The sequence below is a fragment of the Chloroflexota bacterium genome (assembly GCA_016875875.1).
Classification (GTDB): Bacteria; Chloroflexota; Dehalococcoidia; order GIF9; family UBA5629; genus 9FT-COMBO-48-23.
Genome location: VGOP01000003.1, coordinates 204741 through 221245 on the forward strand (window position 1 = coordinate 204741; position 16505 = coordinate 221245).

Below are 16505 nucleotides of genomic sequence, written 5' to 3' on the forward strand. Positions count from 1 at the left end.
ATGCAAAGATTATACTTGGAAATCTCGTTGCTGACAATCAAGCGTGCTCTTCCCCCCGCTCATCCTGAGCCTGTCGAAGGATCTGAGCCTTCCCTCTGTCATTGCGAGGCACGCAGTGCCGTGGTAATCTCATCGCCTTATTTATTCTCTCTCCCCTGTTCCCCCGCTTATTCTGACCCCTTCCTCCCCGTTCATCCTGAGCCCGTCGAAGGATTCCTGCCTTCCTTCTGTCATTGCGAGGAGCACCAGCGACGAAGCAATCTCGGCGGAGAGTAGGCGGGTATGAGATTGCCACGCCTTCGGCTCGCAATGACCCCGGGAACACTTGGGTCATTTGAATTTGTTTAGGATTTGGTGCTTAGGGTTTAGGATTTAATGCTCACCCTCACCTTAATCCTCTCCCGTCGAGGGAGAGGAGATTAAATATTAAGTCTCTCTCCCCAGGCGAGAGAAAATCTATAGAATCCTCTCTCCCCTGGAGGGAGAGAGTTAGAGTGAGGGGGAAAAGCAGGTATTCTATTTCTCTTTGGCTGGGTGTATAATCGGGGTGGTATCCAGTCCAAGTAGTTGAATGCAATGCCGAGAGGGGGTCAATCTAATGATTAGAATATTACTCAACATACTTATAGCCCTGGTTCTTATCGCACTGATATGGTGGGTGCTTACCAGGTTCATCTGCCCTATGTTTTGATGCAGATTTAGCTCTCGCTCCAAATTTGTATCAGAAGCTATTCTGATTATTTTTAACCAGCGGTTTATGTCGAGATGAAGGGGAGCATGGCGCTGTTGATTAGGAAGTTGTCAGATATCTTCGTGAGTAAGTTATTTGCGGTTGTCCTGATTTCACTTTTACTATTCTGCCTAAGTATTTTCCCAACAGCCAATGCATCTGCGCAGAACTGCTACGCGGATTGGGATATTACTGGTATGAGTGGCATTAAGACCAATTACCAGTCCGGGGAAACCATCAGTGGTAGTGTAAGCTTCAAGATAAACAATCCGCCTGACGTCCCAGCGTGTATTCAACAGATTTTGGTAGGGCTAGTCGATTCGCAAAATACGGTCGTTGATGTTAAATGCATATATGATGGGGTACCGAAGGTGTGCCCCCAGTGGACAACTGGCACGGTAAGCGTTCATTGGGACAATCCAGGTATTCCTGGTACCTATCGACTCCGTGCCATGCAAGACGGCAACTATTCTTGCTCAGATGCCGAGCTAAATTTTCGTTCAAAGGAAGCAAACAAAACATATAAAACTATAGCCACAATAACAATCTCTGGTGGTCCTCCACCACCGCCACCTCCTCCTCCAATATCAGAGTGGTTGAAAGCGGCGGTGAAAAAAATTCAAGATTCGGTAGCACAAATCGGGCAGACAATAAGCTCAATAATCCAACGAATATGGCATATAATAAAGACTAAGGTATTGCCGCTGGCTATTGTGGTCATAGTCGCAATAGTCCTTTGGAAAATTATAGGAGGAAGACCCCCGCCACGACCATCCAAGCGACCTTATATCCCAAAATGGACTTTCGAAGCACAAGGTATGGAAAATGAAAAAGAATTTAAAATTTGGGATGAGATCAAATACTTCCGACAACGGAAAAGTTGTAAAACTGAGCCAGATTATCAAGAAGAACTTTATAGATACCTAAACAGAAAATTTCCTAATGCGGAAGAGCAAGTATTAGTTGGGCCCCAAGCAAAAATCGACATAAAAATAGATAAGATTGGAATTGAAATTAAGGTGTCTACAAAAGCTTCTGATTTTCATAAATTACGTGGTCAAATACATAATTACACATTTTATTTTGACCTAGTATATGTTGTTTTGTTCGACCCAAAATTTTCGGATGCTCAATTTGATGTATTAAAAACAGAAATCCTAAGAGATTGGCCGAATGGTGTTGGCGTGATTACGAAACCCGGTTAACTACTTTCAAAGCATCTCCTTAGCATAAACGCAGGTTACATTTTGGTCCCTTGTAGTCGGGCAGACTTGCTGCCAATCTATAATGCAAACTGCAAGATTATACTTGGGAACCGCGATAGCGACAATTATCCTATGTTGAGTTTCATTCATAATTACAAACAACGATTAAAGTTATGGATAGATCAAAATTGAACAAAATCGCTGCACTTTTATTTAGTGGTGGTTTTTAAATGTTTTAAAGCCTCTTTAGCCATTTGTTCAAAATATTCGGCATATCCTTTTTGTCTGCCTGGCTGGGTCCTAAAGTGGTTAATAAAGGGTTCTAACCGTTCCCACATTGCGTTAGCCATTTGCCATATACCTTGAGGTGCTTCTGAATAACTACTGTAGCCTGTTTTTAAGAAGAAGCCGACGTTGTCAAGCGCATTAATGGTTCTTTCTATAGAATGAACTCGCTCTCTACCTATCTGGTCTAGTATTTTGGGTATATTTTTAAAATCCAAGTGTCCTTTATCTACAAGTGTATAAATATAATTTCTGTCTTCTCTGGCCTTATCATTATCCACAGTATCAATGATTCTTGCCATTACAGAGTAATCACGTGCTTTACGGGATTCATCACGATTTTTCCAGGTAATATACCCTACCACTGCGGATATAATTAACGCAAATGCAGAAAAGATAATACTAATCCAGCCCATACTCTACGATTATAAACCTCTATGTAAATTCAATCAAAGATGTAGTTGTAGATCCATTGCTCTTAAATAAATCTTACCTTAGTAATTCCTTAAATCTCTCTGTATATAGTTTCGTAATTATACCTTTCTCGGTGATGATGGCGGTTATGTATTTGTGCGGGGTGATGTCGAAGGCGGGGTTGGCGGCTTTGACGCCCTTTGGCGCCAGGCGGATGCCGCCGATGCTAGTTACCTCTTCGGGATCGCGCTCTTCGATGGGTATTTGGGTGCCGGATTTCAAAGACAAATCGATGGTGCTGGTGGGCGCTGCCACATAGAACGGTATGCCGTTTTCTTTAGCCAGTACGGCTAGGGTGTAGGAGCCGATTTTGTTGGCGGTGTCACCGTTGGCGGCAATCCTGTCGGCACCGAGCAGCACGCAGTTCACCTTGCCCCTGTTTATGAAATAGCCAGCCATGGAATCGGTAATTAGAGTTACCGGTATGTCGTCCTGCATCAGCTCCCAGGTGGTGAGGCGGGTGCCCTGGAGCAGCGGGCGCGTCTCGGTGGCGATGGCCTCGATTTTTTTGCCCTGCTTCGCGGCGGCTTTGATGACGCCTAAAGCCGTGCCGTAGCCGGCAGTAGCCAGTGGACCGGCGTTGCAGTGGGTCAGTATGACAAAGCCATCCTTGATAAGCTCAGCGCCGATACGGCTGAGACGCTCGGTGGCGGCTTGTTCATCGGCGTGAATTGCCTTTGCCTCATCGATGAGCGACTGCTTTATGGTGGCGAAATCAGCCACTGTAGCCGCCTGTTTCATGCGGTCGATGGCGCGGAATATATTGACCGCCGTGGGTCTGGCTGAGGCGAAGGCGCGCAGGATTTTATCAAGTTGACTGAGGAACCTTGCCTTATTCTGTGCCTTTATATTTTGTGCGCCGAGGGCGATGCCGTAGGCGGCAGCCACGCCGATTGCTGGCGCGCCGCGCACCTTCAGCGACTTGATGGCGGCGACGACCTCGGTGTAGCTGTGGAGCTCGACAAAGACCAGCTTGCCAGGCAGTTTTGTCTGGTCGATGATTTTAATTTTGTTCCCCAGATATTCAATCGGTTTCATGATAAGTCAAAAGTTAAAGGCCAAAGGTCAAAATTACAAATTAAAAGTTAAAATTAAATGTCTACTTTTAGGTACTTGGGTTGCTTCGCCTCCAGTCAATCAATGCTTTTTTCAGGTTTTCGAGGAACAGGTCGCGGTCGCTGGGGGTTATATTTACATTCCAGCCTTTTTTTCGAATTATTTGCACGGTGCGCTCGTTTGAGAAACAGGTGGCGAAGTTGATGCCGAAGGTCGCCCCCTCTGGCTTGGCGGCAGTTTCCAGGTTGTCGAAGGGGATATTGAAAGAGAATGGGCCACCGAGGACTATTCTAAACTTGCTATCGAGTATCTGGTACTTCCTGGGAAGTATTGCCCAGTATAAGGCAGCCATAAGGATGGTTGTGGCAAACATGCCAATCGCTGCCTCGACTTCGGCGATGAATAGATAATATACCCCGGCAATGATGAAGAACACAGGCAGCACCATAATGGCTTTAAGATATACGTCATAGCGGGGGATGTCTTCGTAAATTACAGCGTCCATTTAACAGCTCCTATCCAACTCCAGTGCGGGGCATCTGATACAGGTTCTCGGATATACATATTAGCTGAAAATACCCCGCAATGCTACATGCGCCTGGGAAAACCCTAAATCCCAATTTCTAAGCTCCAAACAAATTCAAATATCCCAATCAAAAATGATCGCATTGATGTCGACTGATAGCGGCGATTATACTTGAGATTGCTTCGGCTTCGCCTCGCAATGACATTTTTGGGCGAGCCCTTAGTGTTTTGAATTTAAGTATTGGAATTTTGATATTGTTTAGGGTTTGGCTTTTAGTATTTAGAATTTCTATTCCAGAATAACTTCTGGCAACTATCGCTTTTGTAGACACAGTTGATGTAAAATGGGCGATGTGATATTTAAAAGAAGGAGGGTGTGAAATGCCTACGGCAAAGGTTGGCGATATAAATATCTACTATGAGAGCCAGGGCGATGGTGAACCAATATTGCTAATACAGGGCTATGGGCAGTACTCTGGACACTGGGAAACCCTGATTCCTCCCCTTTCTAAGGAGTATCGCGTGATTTCTTTTGACAACCGGGGTACCGGGCGGAGCGACAAGCCAGACATACCTTACACCATGAAGATGATGGCCGATGATGCCAAGGGATTGCTCGATGCCATCGGTGTTGACTCGGCACATGTTTTCGGCGTTTCTATGGGCGGCATGATCTCTCAGGAGTTTGCACTTAATCATCCTGACAAGTTGATAAGTCTCATACTGGGTTGCACCCAGTGTGGGGGAGAAAAAACGATATTGCCCTCCGAGGAGGCGCTGGCATTTCTTTTCAGCCCGGAGATGGCAAAATTGCCCGTGGAGGAGCGAGCCAGGCAGACGGCGCCCTGGCTGTGGACTCAGGAATTCATCGATAAATATCCTGAGGCTGTTGAATTTTATGTAGCCATCACCTCGAAATATCCCACGCCGACTCATGGCTATGCATGCCAGGCACAGGCAATAATTGGTCATGATACCTATGAGCGGCTGCCCCAAATAGAGGCTCCAACTTTGGTTATAGCCGGCGATGCTGACAGGCTGATTCCAGTCGAGAACTCGAGGGTTCTAGCTTCCAGAATACCAAATGCTGAGCTGGTTATACTGGAAAATGCAGGTCATGGTTTCTTCGGTGACGCCGCGGACGAATCCACAAAGGCAATACTCGATTTTCTGAGGCGGCACCCGAAGGGCAAGAAAAAAGCCTAGAGGTTGAACATCCTGTTGAGTGGTCGCTCGGCGTGCCTCATTCCCTTTTCTTAAGCCAGGGGATGAACATGGGCACCCTTTTCTTGTATTCCAGGTATTCCCTGCCGAACTTTTTCTCCATCTCCTTTTCTTCAATAGCTTTAATGTAGAGGACGTTGATCACTATGAACAGCGGGGTGAAGATGAAGATGAGTGACAATGAGCCGAGCAGTACCCCCAGCCCGAGCATGAAGATAAACAGGCCAAGCAATATAGGGTTTCTGATATGGGCGTAGAGTCCACTGGTAATCAGCTTCGGCGGCGGGTTGAAGGGTACGGGTGTACCTCTGGTGCTAAAGAAGGCTATGACCGGCCAGAACATGATGAGGAAGCCAGGAACCGTAATAAGCCAGCCCAGCACCAGGCTCCACAACGACGGGCTGAAATGGAGACAGGCAAGCCATTTGTCCAGCCATAATGCGGCGAAGATGAAGAGGACTACGATGCCGAAGAAGATAACCAGAGCTATCGGCATTATACGCATTCTACGCTTAATGCCTCCGGTGGCTACCCTGTAGACATAATCGGCATATCTATCCCAGATGCTCATTTCTGTTATCCTTTCAGCGTTGTCTCGGTGTGTGTTATAGTTAATGTAGGGACAAGCCTTTAGGCTTGTCCGAAAACATTATATACAATTTCACGGGCAGACCTGAAGGTCCGCCCCTACATAAATTTGTTTGACAGTCAGGTGACATAGGCGTATCATCGGGACGCTAATCATTTGGGAGGTAAGATGGCACGCGTAAAATTAGTTGAGAAAGAACAAGCCGATGAAGTTATTAAAGAGATGTTCCAGAAATTGGAAGACCGTAGAGTTCCCGTACTCAATTTGTTCAAAGCCGTGGGCAATTGTCCCAAAATAGGCCGCAATTTCGTCAGGTTGGGCAATTCAATACTCAATCCGGAGTTTATCGACCCGAAGTTAAGGGAACTGGCTATTTTACGGGTTGGCAATTTGCTCAGGTCGGAATACGAGTTCACCAAGCATGTAACCATAGGCCTGGACGTTGGCGTGGCTAAAGGCCAGATAGACGAGCTTTCCAATTGGGCATCTTCGAAGAAGTTCACCGATATAGAACGTGCTGTTTTGCAATACACCGATGAGGTAACGCTGAACGTTAAGGTCAGCGACAGCACCTTTGCTAGTTTGAAGAGATTTTTTGATGACAGGGCAATCGTCAAGCTTACGGCAACCATCGGCTACTATGGAATGGTATCCAGGATACTGGTGGCTCTGCAGATAGAACTGGAACCTGGCGAAAAGGCTTTCATACCGAAATACTAAGGCGCTGCATTCAGGGAGGTTCATTCTATGTTGAGATTAAAAGATAAGGTGGCAATTGTATCGGGCGCCGGCTCCATAAGGCCTGGTATGGGGAACGGGAAGACAACCGCCATCTTATTTGCCAGGGAGGGAGCAAAGGTAATCGCCGTGGACAAGAATCTTGAAGCGGCTGAAGAAACGGTCAGATTAATTGTTGGAGAAGGTGGTGAGGCAAGGGCAATACAGGCCGATGTGACCAGGGAAGCGGAGGCTAAAAAAGTTATCGATGCAACGGTGTCTACTTATGGCAAGCTGGATATACTGTTTAATAATGTAGGTATCGGCCTGGGTGGTAGCGGCCTTAAGGTGACCGAGGAAGAATGGGATGCTATCATGGATACAAACCTCAAAAGTATACTCTTTATGTGCAAATATGCCGTGCCGGAGATGAGGAAAGTTGGCGGTGGAGCCATCGTTAATAATGCATCTATGGCAGCATTTTACAGTCACCGCATCTATGCCTACGCTACTTCAAAAGCCGGTGTTATGGCATTGACCAGGTCTCTAGCAGTGGGAATGGCGAAGGATAACATCAGGGTGAACTGCGTGGCGCCCGGCTATATAGACACTCCAATGGTTCAAGCTATTATGAACGAGAAGCGTGAGCGTAGTATTGAAGAACGCGTTCCAATGCGCAGACACGGTAAAGCTGAGGAAGTAGCCTATGCCGTCCTTTTCCTGGCATCAGACGAAGCTTCTTTCATAACCGGGCAAACTATCTGCATTGACGGCGGCATGTCGGCGACGTGATACTGCAGACCTGAAGGCTTTTTTATTTGCTTTTCCTGATTTTTTCGAGAGATGCCTTAGCATGGGGTGCCATGCCCCAGAATTTGGTCAGCTTTTCACAGGCATATTCATCGCAGTAGGCGCAGTTCTCGACACCCTTTTCCTTGCCGCACTTCCTTATCCCGCAAACATAGCAGTAATTGATGATTCTTTTGCTGTCGGACTTGCAGCCATCGCAGTTAATGTCCTCTGGTTTGATGGCCATGTTGTACTGCTTAGACCACATCTCGGCGACATTCTTCCTTTTGGCGTCATCGTTTTTCTGAGTCGCCTCAAATGCCGGGCATTCAGTGCAGACTATTCCACAGTAGGCAATCATCTTGTCCATGGTTTCCTCCTTTGGTTGGCGTCCGGCGGGTTATCTTTTAGAAAGCTTGGCTTTCGCCTTGCGCCATCGCGTGAAATAGAGTACCACAACCAGGATGATAATCCAAACAGGGCTGAATATCACCAGCCAGATAGCTATGTTAGCTAATGCCTTGCCAAAGGTAGCCAGGCCACGAATCGCCGATTTGAGGGTCTCCAGAGCGCTCCAGCCGGTTCCGTCTATGGGCTTTGTTTTCTGTAAACTTACCTCGATAAGCGCCATGTCCGAGGTGCGCTCCAGATACTGAATGCGCCCCTTAATCCGTTCGATTTCCTGTCGCACGTTGGAGAGTTGCTGGTACACCTTTAGTGTGTCTTCCACCGTCTCGGCTTTCTTGAGCAGTTCCAGATATTGGGCTTCGGTTGCTTCCAGGTTGCGAAGCTGAGCCTGCAGGTCGGTGTACTCTTCAGTTACGTCTTGACTGTCGGTGCTCTCGTTAGTCACCTTGACTGCTAGTTTGCGGAGTTTCTCGAAAGCTTCATCGAAGCGGTCAGACGGTACTCGAATCGAAATTCTGCCATAGGTTATGTCTTTATCTCCTTGCTTATTGGAGGAGACTACATAGCCATCTAATTCTTTGGCAACTCTGGTGACGCCAGTAATAGCCTCGGTTATATCGTTCACCTCCAGCGTCATATAGCCAGTCTTCACCAGTCTGCGGTCTATATCTGCCCCTTCAGATTCAGTGGGAGCATAGCTTGATGCAGCTTCATAGGCGTAATTCTTAGATATTCCTCCTGCCGCTGGAAACACTCTCTCTGCCGATGGTGCTGGTGGCGGTATTGGACTTTGTTTGGCTGCACAGCCTGCAGCCAGTACCAGCCCCAGGATTAGAAGTACAGGTATGACGATTTTAGCTAGCCTGTTCATTTTTACCTCCTTTTGTCCTTTTCTTTTAGTAATATACGGATAATCTGGAAAAGTATTACAGATTAACGAACCAATGCCTTTAAAGTTTATATTTTAATGGCTAAGCCTATTTCTTCTTAATCGGATATCGGATGGTAGTCTTCTGGACTTTGGCTCGAGGCGATGTCAGGTATTCTTCCTCGTGAACACCGGCTATTTCGTAGCCGTTTTCCTCAATAAATTTATGCAGTCGCTCAACTGTAGGTTGTTCCTGGCTGTAAGAGCCGATGTGGAGGAGTTGAGCCACAGTTCCATAGTCCCACTGCTCGATTTTGACTTCAATACCGGCAGTTTTCTGTGGGAGGGATGTTATTTTGTCAGGGATAGGCAGTCCCCAGATGCCGAGCCAGTCGTTCTTGGGGGCAAGATGGGCATTAGGCCAGCGCGCCCGCAGGCCGCTGACTTTGAACTCAATGCCCTTCTTTTTCAAGTCGAACTTCAGCTTGTAAACCGAACCGTATAGCGCCGGCAGGAATTCAGCCGCAACTTTGTTGGGGTCGCCTTTCGTGTAGACGACAGCCATCTTCTGTGATGGCATGTGGAGTATCTGTGGCTCTTTCTTAGTCGTTGATTTCTGCGATGTCATGTAAGCACCTCCTGGAGCTTTAGCGGTTGCTATGTGCCTAATTATACATCTGACTGGTCTAAAGTAGAATGCCCAAGAGGCGAATCTGATATAATATTTGAATGCTGGGCTAGCTTTGTAGCCATCACTCTCTATCGGTTTTGGACTAGTAAAGCAGAGAGGGGGCATTAATGGGTCAGTCTATAGTTGAAGAACTAGAGCCGCTATTCAATCCCAAGTCAGTTGCTGTAGTCGGGGCAACAAACAACTGGAACAAGTGGGGATGCTTGACTTTCACCAGCGCCCTAAATGGTTTCCGTGGTCCAGTATACCCGGTGAACAATAAAGAAAATGAAATCTTGGGCCATAAAGCCTTTGCCCGCATAAGTGATATACCGGAGCCGGTTGACCTTGCTGTCTTCGTTATCCCGGCTCCCATCGTTGCCTCAGTCATGGAGGACTGTGTGGCCAAGGGTGTGAAGGCGGGAGTAATTATTTCAGCTGGCTTTGCCGAGATTGGAGAAGAGGGGAAGAAGCTGCAGGATGAAGTTTTGAGGATTGCCAGAAAAGGTGGGATTCGTTTCATTGGCCCTAACTGCATGGGATTCTGGAGCGCCTCGTCCGATTTGAGGGCATTTATGTTTCCGTTGCCGGTTGAGGATGGGCCATTGGCTTTTGTATCGCAAGGTGGGAACGTTGGCGGTGCTGTGGTGACATCCGGCCACATGCGCGGAATAGGTTTTCATCGTTACGTAAGCTGCGGTTGTGCTGCGGACATACAGATTGAGGACTACATAGAGTACTTCGGTGAGGACCCACAAGTAAAAGTCATTCTGGCATATATAGAAGGCTTGGTTGATGGCGGGCGTTTCTTAGAGAAGGTAAAAAAAGTGACTCCGAAGAAGCCAGTCATCGTTCTGAAGCCGGGCAAAACGGACGCTGCTGCCAAGGCGATAACGTCTCACTCCGGGGCGCTGGCGGGTTCTGATGAGGCTTATGAGGCTGCTTTCAAGAGCATTGGGATAACCAGGGTGGAAAGTCCTGAAGAGCTGCTGGATGTTGCCATCGGATTTATAACCCAGCCGCTCCCCAAAGGCAGAAACGTGGCCATATTGACCCCCGGCGGTAGCTACGGAGTTATCTGTGCTGACGCCTGTGCCGCAGAGGGCCTCAATGTGGTCAAGTTGCCAGACAACGTTATCGCAGCGTTCGATAGAGTATTTCCACCACGGTGGAGCCGTGGCAACCCTGTGGACCCTGCTGGAGATAGGAACTTCGTCGCCTTTCTTACCGCTCCAGATAAATTGTTAAAGGTGAGCGAGGTTGATTCACTGATTTTTATGGGATTTAGCGGTTTCTCAATTTTTGCCTCGCTGTTCGTGTCTACAGATTCTGGTGGAACTGCTCCGTGGCTTTCCTCACGCGAAGCATTCCGTGAGCTTGCCAGTGCATTTACCAAGGCGCTTAGTTCGAAAGATGCTGCGGAAATCGGCAAATTTATAAAGCCTATTGTTTCTGGTATGGCTTCAAGGATGGGTATTTATCATGAGGAAGAAATCGGCGAACTGACGGAGATAGTTGCCTCTGCCATCGCCTCTGGGCGGCTCAATGTACCATTTCTCATTAGCGGTTTTTTGCCCCCGGGCTCTCAGGCTCTAGCCGAGATGGGAGTTCGAAATCAACCTACAACTAATGAAGCGGTGGCTCATTTTCTGGTGGCATTGGCGGAGCAGTGGGTGGCAAGTAATGGGAAGCCGGTGCTTACCACCACCTTCTTTGCTGAGGACCAGCCCCGTCTACAGGGGACTCATTATGCTTATCCTTCTGGCAGACATGCCGCCAGGGTTCTGATTAAGATGGTGGAATATAAGGAGTACCTGGAAGCTATCGGCGCATATAAGGGATGATGCCTCGTTCTGTGTAGTGGTTGAAAGGAGGGACCGGTATGTCAAAAATCCAACATGTATTTGGAATTATGCTTATGCTTGTAGTTGTGCTCCTGTTTGGCACGATTGGCTGTATGTCGTCTGTTTCGGATAGCGACTGTGGCACGCTGCAAGCCGAGCTGGATAGAGCCAATGCTGAATTAAATAAGCTTAAGGCTGAGCTGGAAGGAATACAAGCTGAGGTTACCGCAGTTAAGACTGCTTCTCTGGAGGAACTACTGCAGCAGCGGAGGTCAATCAGAGAATATATTGACGCACCTCTAACTCAAGACGAAGTGATGAAGCTGCTCTGGGCTGGGCAGGGGATAACCAGTGCCAGAGGTTTTCGCACTGCGCCTTCGGCCGGGGCGCTTTACCCTCTTGAGATATATCTGGTAGCTGGTAATGTGGATAACCTGGCACCTGGCATCTATAAATATAATCCTGTAAAGAATGACCTGACCCTTGTCAAGGAAGGAGATGCCCGGGCTATTCTGGCTTCGGCATCTCTGGGCCAGAGAAGTGTGGCGGACGGAGCCATAGATATTGTGATTGCTGCTGTCTACGAGCGGACGCAAATCAAATATGGCCCCAGGGGCGAGAGATATGTCCATATCGAGGTTGGTCATGCTGCTCAGAATATATGTCTTCAGGCGACCGCCCTGGGGTTGGGGTTGGTGACGATTGGTGCCTTCGATGATGCTGCGATAGCAAAAATTATTGGAATGTCCTCTGATGAAGCTCCGCTGTATGTGATGCCGGTGGGCAGAATAAAGTAGGGCGACCTTACAAGGTCGCCCTGGCAGGATTTGGCGAAAACTACTCTTGGCTAAGGTTATTTCCCCGCCTTGGACTTGTTGTTTGGCTTATCCTTGTCGGGCTTGTTTTGACCATTGTCTTGGGTAGCTTCCTGTCCCTGTGTTTGATTGTCTGTGACCGAGTTTTTCTTTAGCTGCCCCTTACCCGGATTGGCTTCCTCATCGTCATCGTCTTGAGTCGCTTGTTCGCTGCCAGCCTGGTTTTGCACCTCTGACATTATTTGGAGCTGCTCCTCTGCGCCTTGGTTCTCTACCCTCTCCCTTATCTGAAGCTGTTCCTCTTCTTGGTCTTTGTCCTTCTTGCCGGCGTGCTCAGCAGCCTGGGACTTCGGATTAAACGGCTTTTGCAATCCCGGCGCTTTTTCAATCCCCTTACCGGGAACGCCACTTAGCTTGAGTATCTCAAATTTGGTCAAAAGCGTCTTGCTAATAATAGTGAGGGAAACTGTAGCTGTGTCGCTACCAGTTAGGCTATTGCCGAGACCGTCAGTACCGGTAACATTAGCCGTATTGACGATGGACTTGCCTCGTAGAAAATCCCAGATTGAGACGGTGTAAGTAGCATTGGCTGTGATAGTCTGGCCGGGGGCAAGCGCCATGTTGTCGTTACCATTCAGGGTTATTGGGCCTAGCTTGTCATCTTCCAAGGTTATGTTGTCAATAGCGATGTCACCCGTGTTCGTAATAGTGTAAGTATAGGTAATAACTTCATGTGGTGAGGCCGTTTCCCTGTCAGCTTCTTTGTTTATCTGAAGTTCAGTGTTGTATGACAATTCAACCGTGGCTGTGCCTGTATCAGTGAAGAGATTACCGTCAGGGTCAGTACCTGAGACTTCGGCGGTGTTCACCAGCGGGCCAGGTAAATCAGTTTCAGCCACAGTGTAGGTAGCAGTAGCTGTAATAGTGGCACCGGAATCGAGGCTTGTTTGCCCGCCGAGGTCGATTGTACCAAGCGGGTCATCTTCTAAGGTGATGTTCTCGATGGTGACATTGTCGGTGTTGGTGATAGTATAGGTGTAAGTGATGGTATCACCTACAGAAGCCGAGGTTGGGTCGGCTGATTTGCTGATGCTGAGGCTAGCTTCCTCCTGGGCGCTGACATTTATCATGGACATGGGCATCAGCAGGGCGACGATGGCTATTAGTACCGGGATGCTCCACTTTTTCATGTTTTGAACCTCCTCTTTGTGGGTTTTTTTGATAGGACGGTTTTCTGTATAGAATTCCGTCCTGTCGCTAATTAATAAACGAAATGGAGCAGAAAAGGTTTATGCACGGTTAGGCAGGAGGCTGAGCGGGGCTAAAGCCCCGCGGCTATGTGTTTTACTAGAGGGTTGCCTGAGCGGTGCTCATGTTATGGTTGGAAAAAGCTGCTTGTCCAGGCGGGTCTGGGTGGTGCTTGGCCTGACTTGAGCATCTCTTTCCACTGCTCGTCGGTGAGGCGGCTGTCGATGGGCTGTTTGAACTCGTAGTAGCTTAAGGTAGGCCCGGCGCCGATGATAGTCCTGCCATCAGGGACTTTGTAAGCTACCAGTATAAGGTCGACATAGCCCACTCCTTCTTCCAGAACCTGCGCCGGTGTGTTGGTATCAGTGTGGACGTCAGCCACAATAGTCGTTTCCTTGCCTTCGGCTTCGACGCCAACGATTATATTCTCAAGGCTCTTGCCGAAGTCCCTGATGAAGTCATAGTCGTCCTGGGTAAGCTCCTTGCCCTCAAGCTCGTCGACGGCTATAGTCAGCGACCTTTCCAGAACGGATTCCAAGCTTACCAGGCGATTATCCTCTTCCTGGCTCAGAGCGCCAAGCTGAGATAGTCCGGCTCTGGTCATTCTGGTCAGGTCTAGCATACGGGCGTAAAACGCTGGCACCGGCTCGATATAGCCGACGAGCGACTTTGGCGGCGGCAGCGGTCCCGGTGCCATTGCTAAAGTGGGGGTGTAGCTTTGCTTGGCGTACAGTATGGTGTCGTGCCGGAGCTCCGCCCAGGATGCTAGAGCGGTGTTAAGCTCCTTGTCCTGCCAGGCTTCGGTCTGCATAAATGTGGGATAGCCCTTGCCGAATTTCTCAAGCAATGAGTCCAAGGCATATAGCCAGGCCCAATACAGGTTGCGGTTCCAGTCCTCTTCGGTGAAGGCAGCGAACTGGTCTTTAAGCTGCTTGAGCTGCTTATCATAGCTGGTGTCCTTGCCCTGATATTCGGTGTCTCCTTCTCGTTTTAATATGTCATAGGCTCTGTCTGAGCCGAGCACTGCCATGATGTCCAGTCCTCTGGGGAAGCACCTGGCCGGGCCCAGTTGGGTCATCTTCATGGTGAAAGGATTACCCGTGCCGACATACAATCCCACTGCTGGCGATACCAGGTTCTGGAACATGTAGGAGTCAGGGACGAACCGCTGCCCCATAAACCTCATGCCTTTGGTCTTGGCCAGGCACTCGTAGAGTTTCTCCTTTGTTACAGGGGGGTAGATGATACAAACTCCTGAGCCGCCGTAGATTTCAGGATTTCTCATCTGAGCCAGCTCTGCTTTCAGCTCGAGCATCTTGGTTTCAGCAGCGAGCTGGTTGAGGGCGAATTCCTGTCCGAAGACTTTCTCTAAGGCGGTCAGGTATTCGTATGGTGTCAGGTCATCGGCGGTGCCGACGAAGAAAGAGGTGACGGCATAGATTCTGTCCCAGACATCTTTGGCGGTATAATCGGCGACTTTGACACTGGGCAGCTCGGCTGAAATAAGAGATGCCTGAATGGTAGCGATTTCGGCATCCTCCTCGGATATCAAGGCGTCATCGCCTCCCTTGAGCAAGAAGGCCATCCTGCCGTACCACATCATCGTCTTGAAGTAGCTCTTCAATATCTCACTGCGGGTGTAATGTCCCCTGGGCACATATTGAGAATAGTCCTCACAGTAGCAGAGGGGCACATCGCATATACAATTTTTGTCTGAATTGAAGACAGAGCTGGGTTTGAATCCCTGGTGAGCTTCGATATTCTTGAGTTCCTCGTTGACCTCCTTTTTGACATAGCTGGGAATGTCGAAGTCTATCTTATTTGAAGGTGTCTGAAGCAGCTTTAGAGCCACGGCGAAATAGGCTACGTTTCTTCTGGCAGCTTCTTTAAGCGCCGGCTGGGTGAAAGCCTGGTAGTCGGCTTCGGCTCTTTTAAGCATTGCCAGGCTCATATCGATAAGCTGGCTGTAAAACTCTTCCTCCTCGATTCGCTTCAGAATTTCGTTGAACTGAATATGATACAGGTGAAGCAGAGTGTCTGTGGTGACGAATATAGGGACATCCATGTTTTTCAGGGTTTTATATGGCCCCACAATGTCATCACCACCCCACTGAATAACCACGAAGCCGTTTCCTTTGAGCAGGGCTTCCTGTCCGGAATTCAAGTTGAACTCGCTTTGAATCTGGTCCGAGTTAGTTATTTGAGTCGAGTCTAAGGGGAGAGAATATGTTGGACTTTTCGGGGTAAAGCTGACTGAAGTTGGCTTGTAGGCTGAAGCCATTGCCAGCTTGGGATTAGGCAGTTCGCTGGTTGGAGGAACGGTGAGTTGTGGCGTGGTGTGACTTGGTGCTGGTTGGGTTGCGCAGCCGCTGATAACTATGGCTAGAGCAATGACGGCAGCGGTAAGGATTTTGGCAACTTTCATCTCAGCCTCCTTGGAGTTGGGCAGTTTGATTGTATTCTAGCAATTTTAGCTGTTATTTAATAGTGCCTGCATTTGGCGAATTAGTCTGGAATTTATTAGATGGCTGGGCTCTGTTACCAGTGTTTTTGCCACTTCGAAGGGGAAGGCTGGCTTTGACTGGGGCTAGTAGGATTTGTGTTTTCTCCATTCCAGGTTTTGTTATCACTTTGGCCACTTTCCCCAGCCCCGGTACCATGTTCATGTGACGGTTTTCCGTAGCTTTTCTTCGATATTGTGTTAATAGCTTGCTGCCAGTCAGTTTTGGCTTGCGGTGATGCCTTCTCCTTAGCGTTTTCCAAAGCTGTCAAACTCCTGGAGGTGCTCGTCTCCAGAGACTTCTTTAGCACTGTCTTGAAACGCTCCCTCTTGGCATCCCGTTCTTTATCCCCTTTGTCAGCTGTAGGTGGCGTTGTTGTTATCTCAGGTGGTGTTGGTGTAGGCTCAGGTGTAGGCGTAGGTACCGGTTCAGGTGTAGGTATTGGTGTCGGTTCAGGTGTAGGTGTCGGTTCAGGTGTAGGTGTCGGCTCAGGTGTAGGTATTGGTGTCGGTTCAGGTGTAGGTGTCGGTTCAGGTGTAGGTGTCGGCTCAGGTGTG

17 protein-coding genes are annotated in these 16505 nt (G+C 48.5%); 6 read left to right on the plus strand and 11 right to left on the minus strand.

Annotation, left to right across the window (positions count from 1 at the left end; genetic code table 11):
- Window positions 1-37: 37 nt before the first annotated feature.
- Window positions 38-334, minus strand: coding sequence for a hypothetical protein (locus FJ023_03830; protein MBM4446467.1), 297 nt, complete (start codon window positions 332-334; stop codon window positions 38-40).
- Window positions 335-777: 443 nt separating this feature from the next.
- On the opposite strand from FJ023_03830, the gene FJ023_03835 reads away from it, so the two are divergent.
- Window positions 778-1935 (plus strand): hypothetical protein, encoded by a 1158-nt coding sequence (locus tag FJ023_03835; protein ID MBM4446468.1) that lies wholly within the window; start codon window positions 778-780, stop codon window positions 1933-1935.
- A 209-nt stretch (window positions 1936-2144) separates the two neighbouring features.
- Here FJ023_03835 and FJ023_03840 read toward each other — a convergent pair whose 3' ends face one another.
- The 3 genes from FJ023_03840 to FJ023_03850 form a co-directional block, all read right to left on the minus strand.
- Entirely contained in the window at window positions 2145-2636 is a 492-nt protein-coding gene (locus FJ023_03840; GenBank protein ID MBM4446469.1) for a hypothetical protein, read from the minus strand.
- A 73-nt stretch (window positions 2637-2709) separates the two neighbouring features.
- The gene (mtnA, locus tag FJ023_03845) at window positions 2710-3732 is read right to left on the minus strand and encodes an S-methyl-5-thioribose-1-phosphate isomerase (GenBank protein ID MBM4446470.1); all 1023 of its coding nucleotides are present in this window, start codon (window positions 3730-3732) and stop codon (window positions 2710-2712) included.
- A gap of 67 nt (window positions 3733-3799) precedes the next feature.
- A complete protein-coding gene (locus tag FJ023_03850; GenBank protein ID MBM4446471.1) occupies window positions 3800-4255 on the minus strand; it encodes a hypothetical protein in 456 nt (151 codons plus the stop codon).
- A gap of 401 nt (window positions 4256-4656) precedes the next feature.
- Between FJ023_03850 and FJ023_03855 the strand changes: the two genes are divergently transcribed.
- The gene (locus tag FJ023_03855; GenBank protein ID MBM4446472.1) at window positions 4657-5481 is read left to right on the plus strand and encodes an alpha/beta hydrolase; all 825 of its coding nucleotides are present in this window, start codon (window positions 4657-4659) and stop codon (window positions 5479-5481) included.
- Window positions 5482-5518: 37 nt separating this feature from the next.
- Here FJ023_03855 and FJ023_03860 read toward each other — a convergent pair whose 3' ends face one another.
- Window positions 5519-6070 (minus strand): isoprenylcysteine carboxylmethyltransferase family protein, encoded by a 552-nt coding sequence (locus tag FJ023_03860; GenBank protein MBM4446473.1) that lies wholly within the window; start codon window positions 6068-6070, stop codon window positions 5519-5521.
- A gap of 186 nt (window positions 6071-6256) precedes the next feature.
- Here FJ023_03860 and FJ023_03865 point away from each other — a divergent pair, with 186 nt between their 5' ends.
- Both FJ023_03865 and FJ023_03870 read left to right on the plus strand, forming a co-directional pair.
- Entirely contained in the window at window positions 6257-6808 is a 552-nt protein-coding gene (locus FJ023_03865; GenBank protein ID MBM4446474.1) for a carboxymuconolactone decarboxylase family protein, read from the plus strand.
- A 27-nt stretch (window positions 6809-6835) separates the two neighbouring features.
- Window positions 6836-7597: a glucose 1-dehydrogenase gene (locus FJ023_03870; protein ID MBM4446475.1), complete on the plus strand. Its 762-nt coding sequence runs from the start codon at window positions 6836-6838 to the stop codon at window positions 7595-7597.
- A 22-nt stretch (window positions 7598-7619) separates the two neighbouring features.
- Here FJ023_03870 and FJ023_03875 read toward each other — a convergent pair whose 3' ends face one another.
- From FJ023_03875 to FJ023_03885, 3 genes are all read right to left on the minus strand, one after another.
- Window positions 7620-7955 (minus strand): DUF3795 domain-containing protein, encoded by a 336-nt coding sequence (locus tag FJ023_03875; protein MBM4446476.1) that lies wholly within the window; start codon window positions 7953-7955, stop codon window positions 7620-7622.
- A gap of 39 nt (window positions 7956-7994) precedes the next feature.
- Window positions 7995-8873, minus strand: coding sequence for a DUF4349 domain-containing protein (locus FJ023_03880; GenBank protein ID MBM4446477.1), 879 nt, complete (start codon window positions 8871-8873; stop codon window positions 7995-7997).
- A 106-nt stretch (window positions 8874-8979) separates the two neighbouring features.
- Window positions 8980-9498 carry a hypothetical protein gene (locus FJ023_03885; protein ID MBM4446478.1) on the minus strand — a complete coding sequence of 173 codons (519 nt, stop codon included), beginning with the start codon at window positions 9496-9498 and terminating at the stop codon, window positions 8980-8982.
- Between the two features lie 170 nt (window positions 9499-9668).
- On the opposite strand from FJ023_03885, the gene FJ023_03890 reads away from it, so the two are divergent.
- Window positions 9669-11384, plus strand: a complete 1716-nt coding sequence (locus FJ023_03890; GenBank protein ID MBM4446479.1) for a hypothetical protein — start codon at window positions 9669-9671, stop codon at window positions 11382-11384.
- A gap of 113 nt (window positions 11385-11497) precedes the next feature.
- Window positions 11498-12181, plus strand: a complete 684-nt coding sequence (locus FJ023_03895) for a SagB/ThcOx family dehydrogenase (GenBank protein MBM4446480.1) — start codon at window positions 11498-11500, stop codon at window positions 12179-12181.
- Window positions 12182-12237: 56 nt separating this feature from the next.
- Here the strand turns inward: FJ023_03895 and FJ023_03900 are convergent, their stop codons facing one another.
- The 3 genes from FJ023_03900 to FJ023_03910 form a co-directional block, all read right to left on the minus strand.
- Window positions 12238-13389: a hypothetical protein gene (locus tag FJ023_03900; protein MBM4446481.1), complete on the minus strand. Its 1152-nt coding sequence runs from the start codon at window positions 13387-13389 to the stop codon at window positions 12238-12240.
- A 185-nt stretch (window positions 13390-13574) separates the two neighbouring features.
- Entirely contained in the window at window positions 13575-15872 is a 2298-nt protein-coding gene (locus FJ023_03905) for a DUF3160 domain-containing protein (GenBank protein MBM4446482.1), read from the minus strand.
- Window positions 15873-15985: 113 nt separating this feature from the next.
- A partial coding sequence (locus FJ023_03910) for a hypothetical protein (GenBank protein ID MBM4446483.1) occupies window positions 15986-16505 on the minus strand: 520 nt, incomplete at its 5' end.

Bases quoted from the DNA above. Each gene is read 5' to 3' on its own strand.
- FJ023_03885 (MBM4446478.1), bottom strand. From the start codon at position 9,498: ATGACATCGCAGAAATCAACGACTAAGAAAGAGCCACAGATACTCCAC.
- mtnA (MBM4446470.1), bottom strand. From the start codon at position 3,732: ATGAAACCGATTGAATATCTGGGGAACAAAATTAAAATCATCGACCAG.
- FJ023_03860 (MBM4446473.1), bottom strand. From the start codon at position 6,070: ATGAGCATCTGGGATAGATATGCCGATTATGTCTACAGGGTAGCCACC.
- FJ023_03850 (MBM4446471.1), bottom strand. From the start codon at position 4,255: ATGGACGCTGTAATTTACGAAGACATCCCCCGCTATGACGTATATCTT.
- FJ023_03870 (MBM4446475.1), top strand. From the start codon at position 6,836: ATGTTGAGATTAAAAGATAAGGTGGCAATTGTATCGGGCGCCGGCTCC.
- FJ023_03890 (MBM4446479.1), top strand. From the start codon at position 9,669: ATGGGTCAGTCTATAGTTGAAGAACTAGAGCCGCTATTCAATCCCAAG.
- FJ023_03830 (MBM4446467.1), bottom strand. From the start codon at position 334: ATGACCCAAGTGTTCCCGGGGTCATTGCGAGCCGAAGGCGTGGCAATC.
- FJ023_03865 (MBM4446474.1), top strand. From the start codon at position 6,257: ATGGCACGCGTAAAATTAGTTGAGAAAGAACAAGCCGATGAAGTTATT.
- FJ023_03875 (MBM4446476.1), bottom strand. From the start codon at position 7,955: ATGATTGCCTACTGTGGAATAGTCTGCACTGAATGCCCGGCATTTGAG.
- FJ023_03855 (MBM4446472.1), top strand. From the start codon at position 4,657: ATGCCTACGGCAAAGGTTGGCGATATAAATATCTACTATGAGAGCCAG.
- FJ023_03880 (MBM4446477.1), bottom strand. From the start codon at position 8,873: ATGAACAGGCTAGCTAAAATCGTCATACCTGTACTTCTAATCCTGGGG.
- FJ023_03905 (MBM4446482.1), bottom strand. From the start codon at position 15,872: ATGAAAGTTGCCAAAATCCTTACCGCTGCCGTCATTGCTCTAGCCATA.
- FJ023_03900 (MBM4446481.1), bottom strand. From the start codon at position 13,389: ATGAAAAAGTGGAGCATCCCGGTACTAATAGCCATCGTCGCCCTGCTG.
- FJ023_03840 (MBM4446469.1), bottom strand. From the start codon at position 2,636: ATGGGCTGGATTAGTATTATCTTTTCTGCATTTGCGTTAATTATATCC.
- FJ023_03895 (MBM4446480.1), top strand. From the start codon at position 11,498: ATGTCGTCTGTTTCGGATAGCGACTGTGGCACGCTGCAAGCCGAGCTG.
- FJ023_03835 (MBM4446468.1), top strand. From the start codon at position 778: ATGGCGCTGTTGATTAGGAAGTTGTCAGATATCTTCGTGAGTAAGTTA.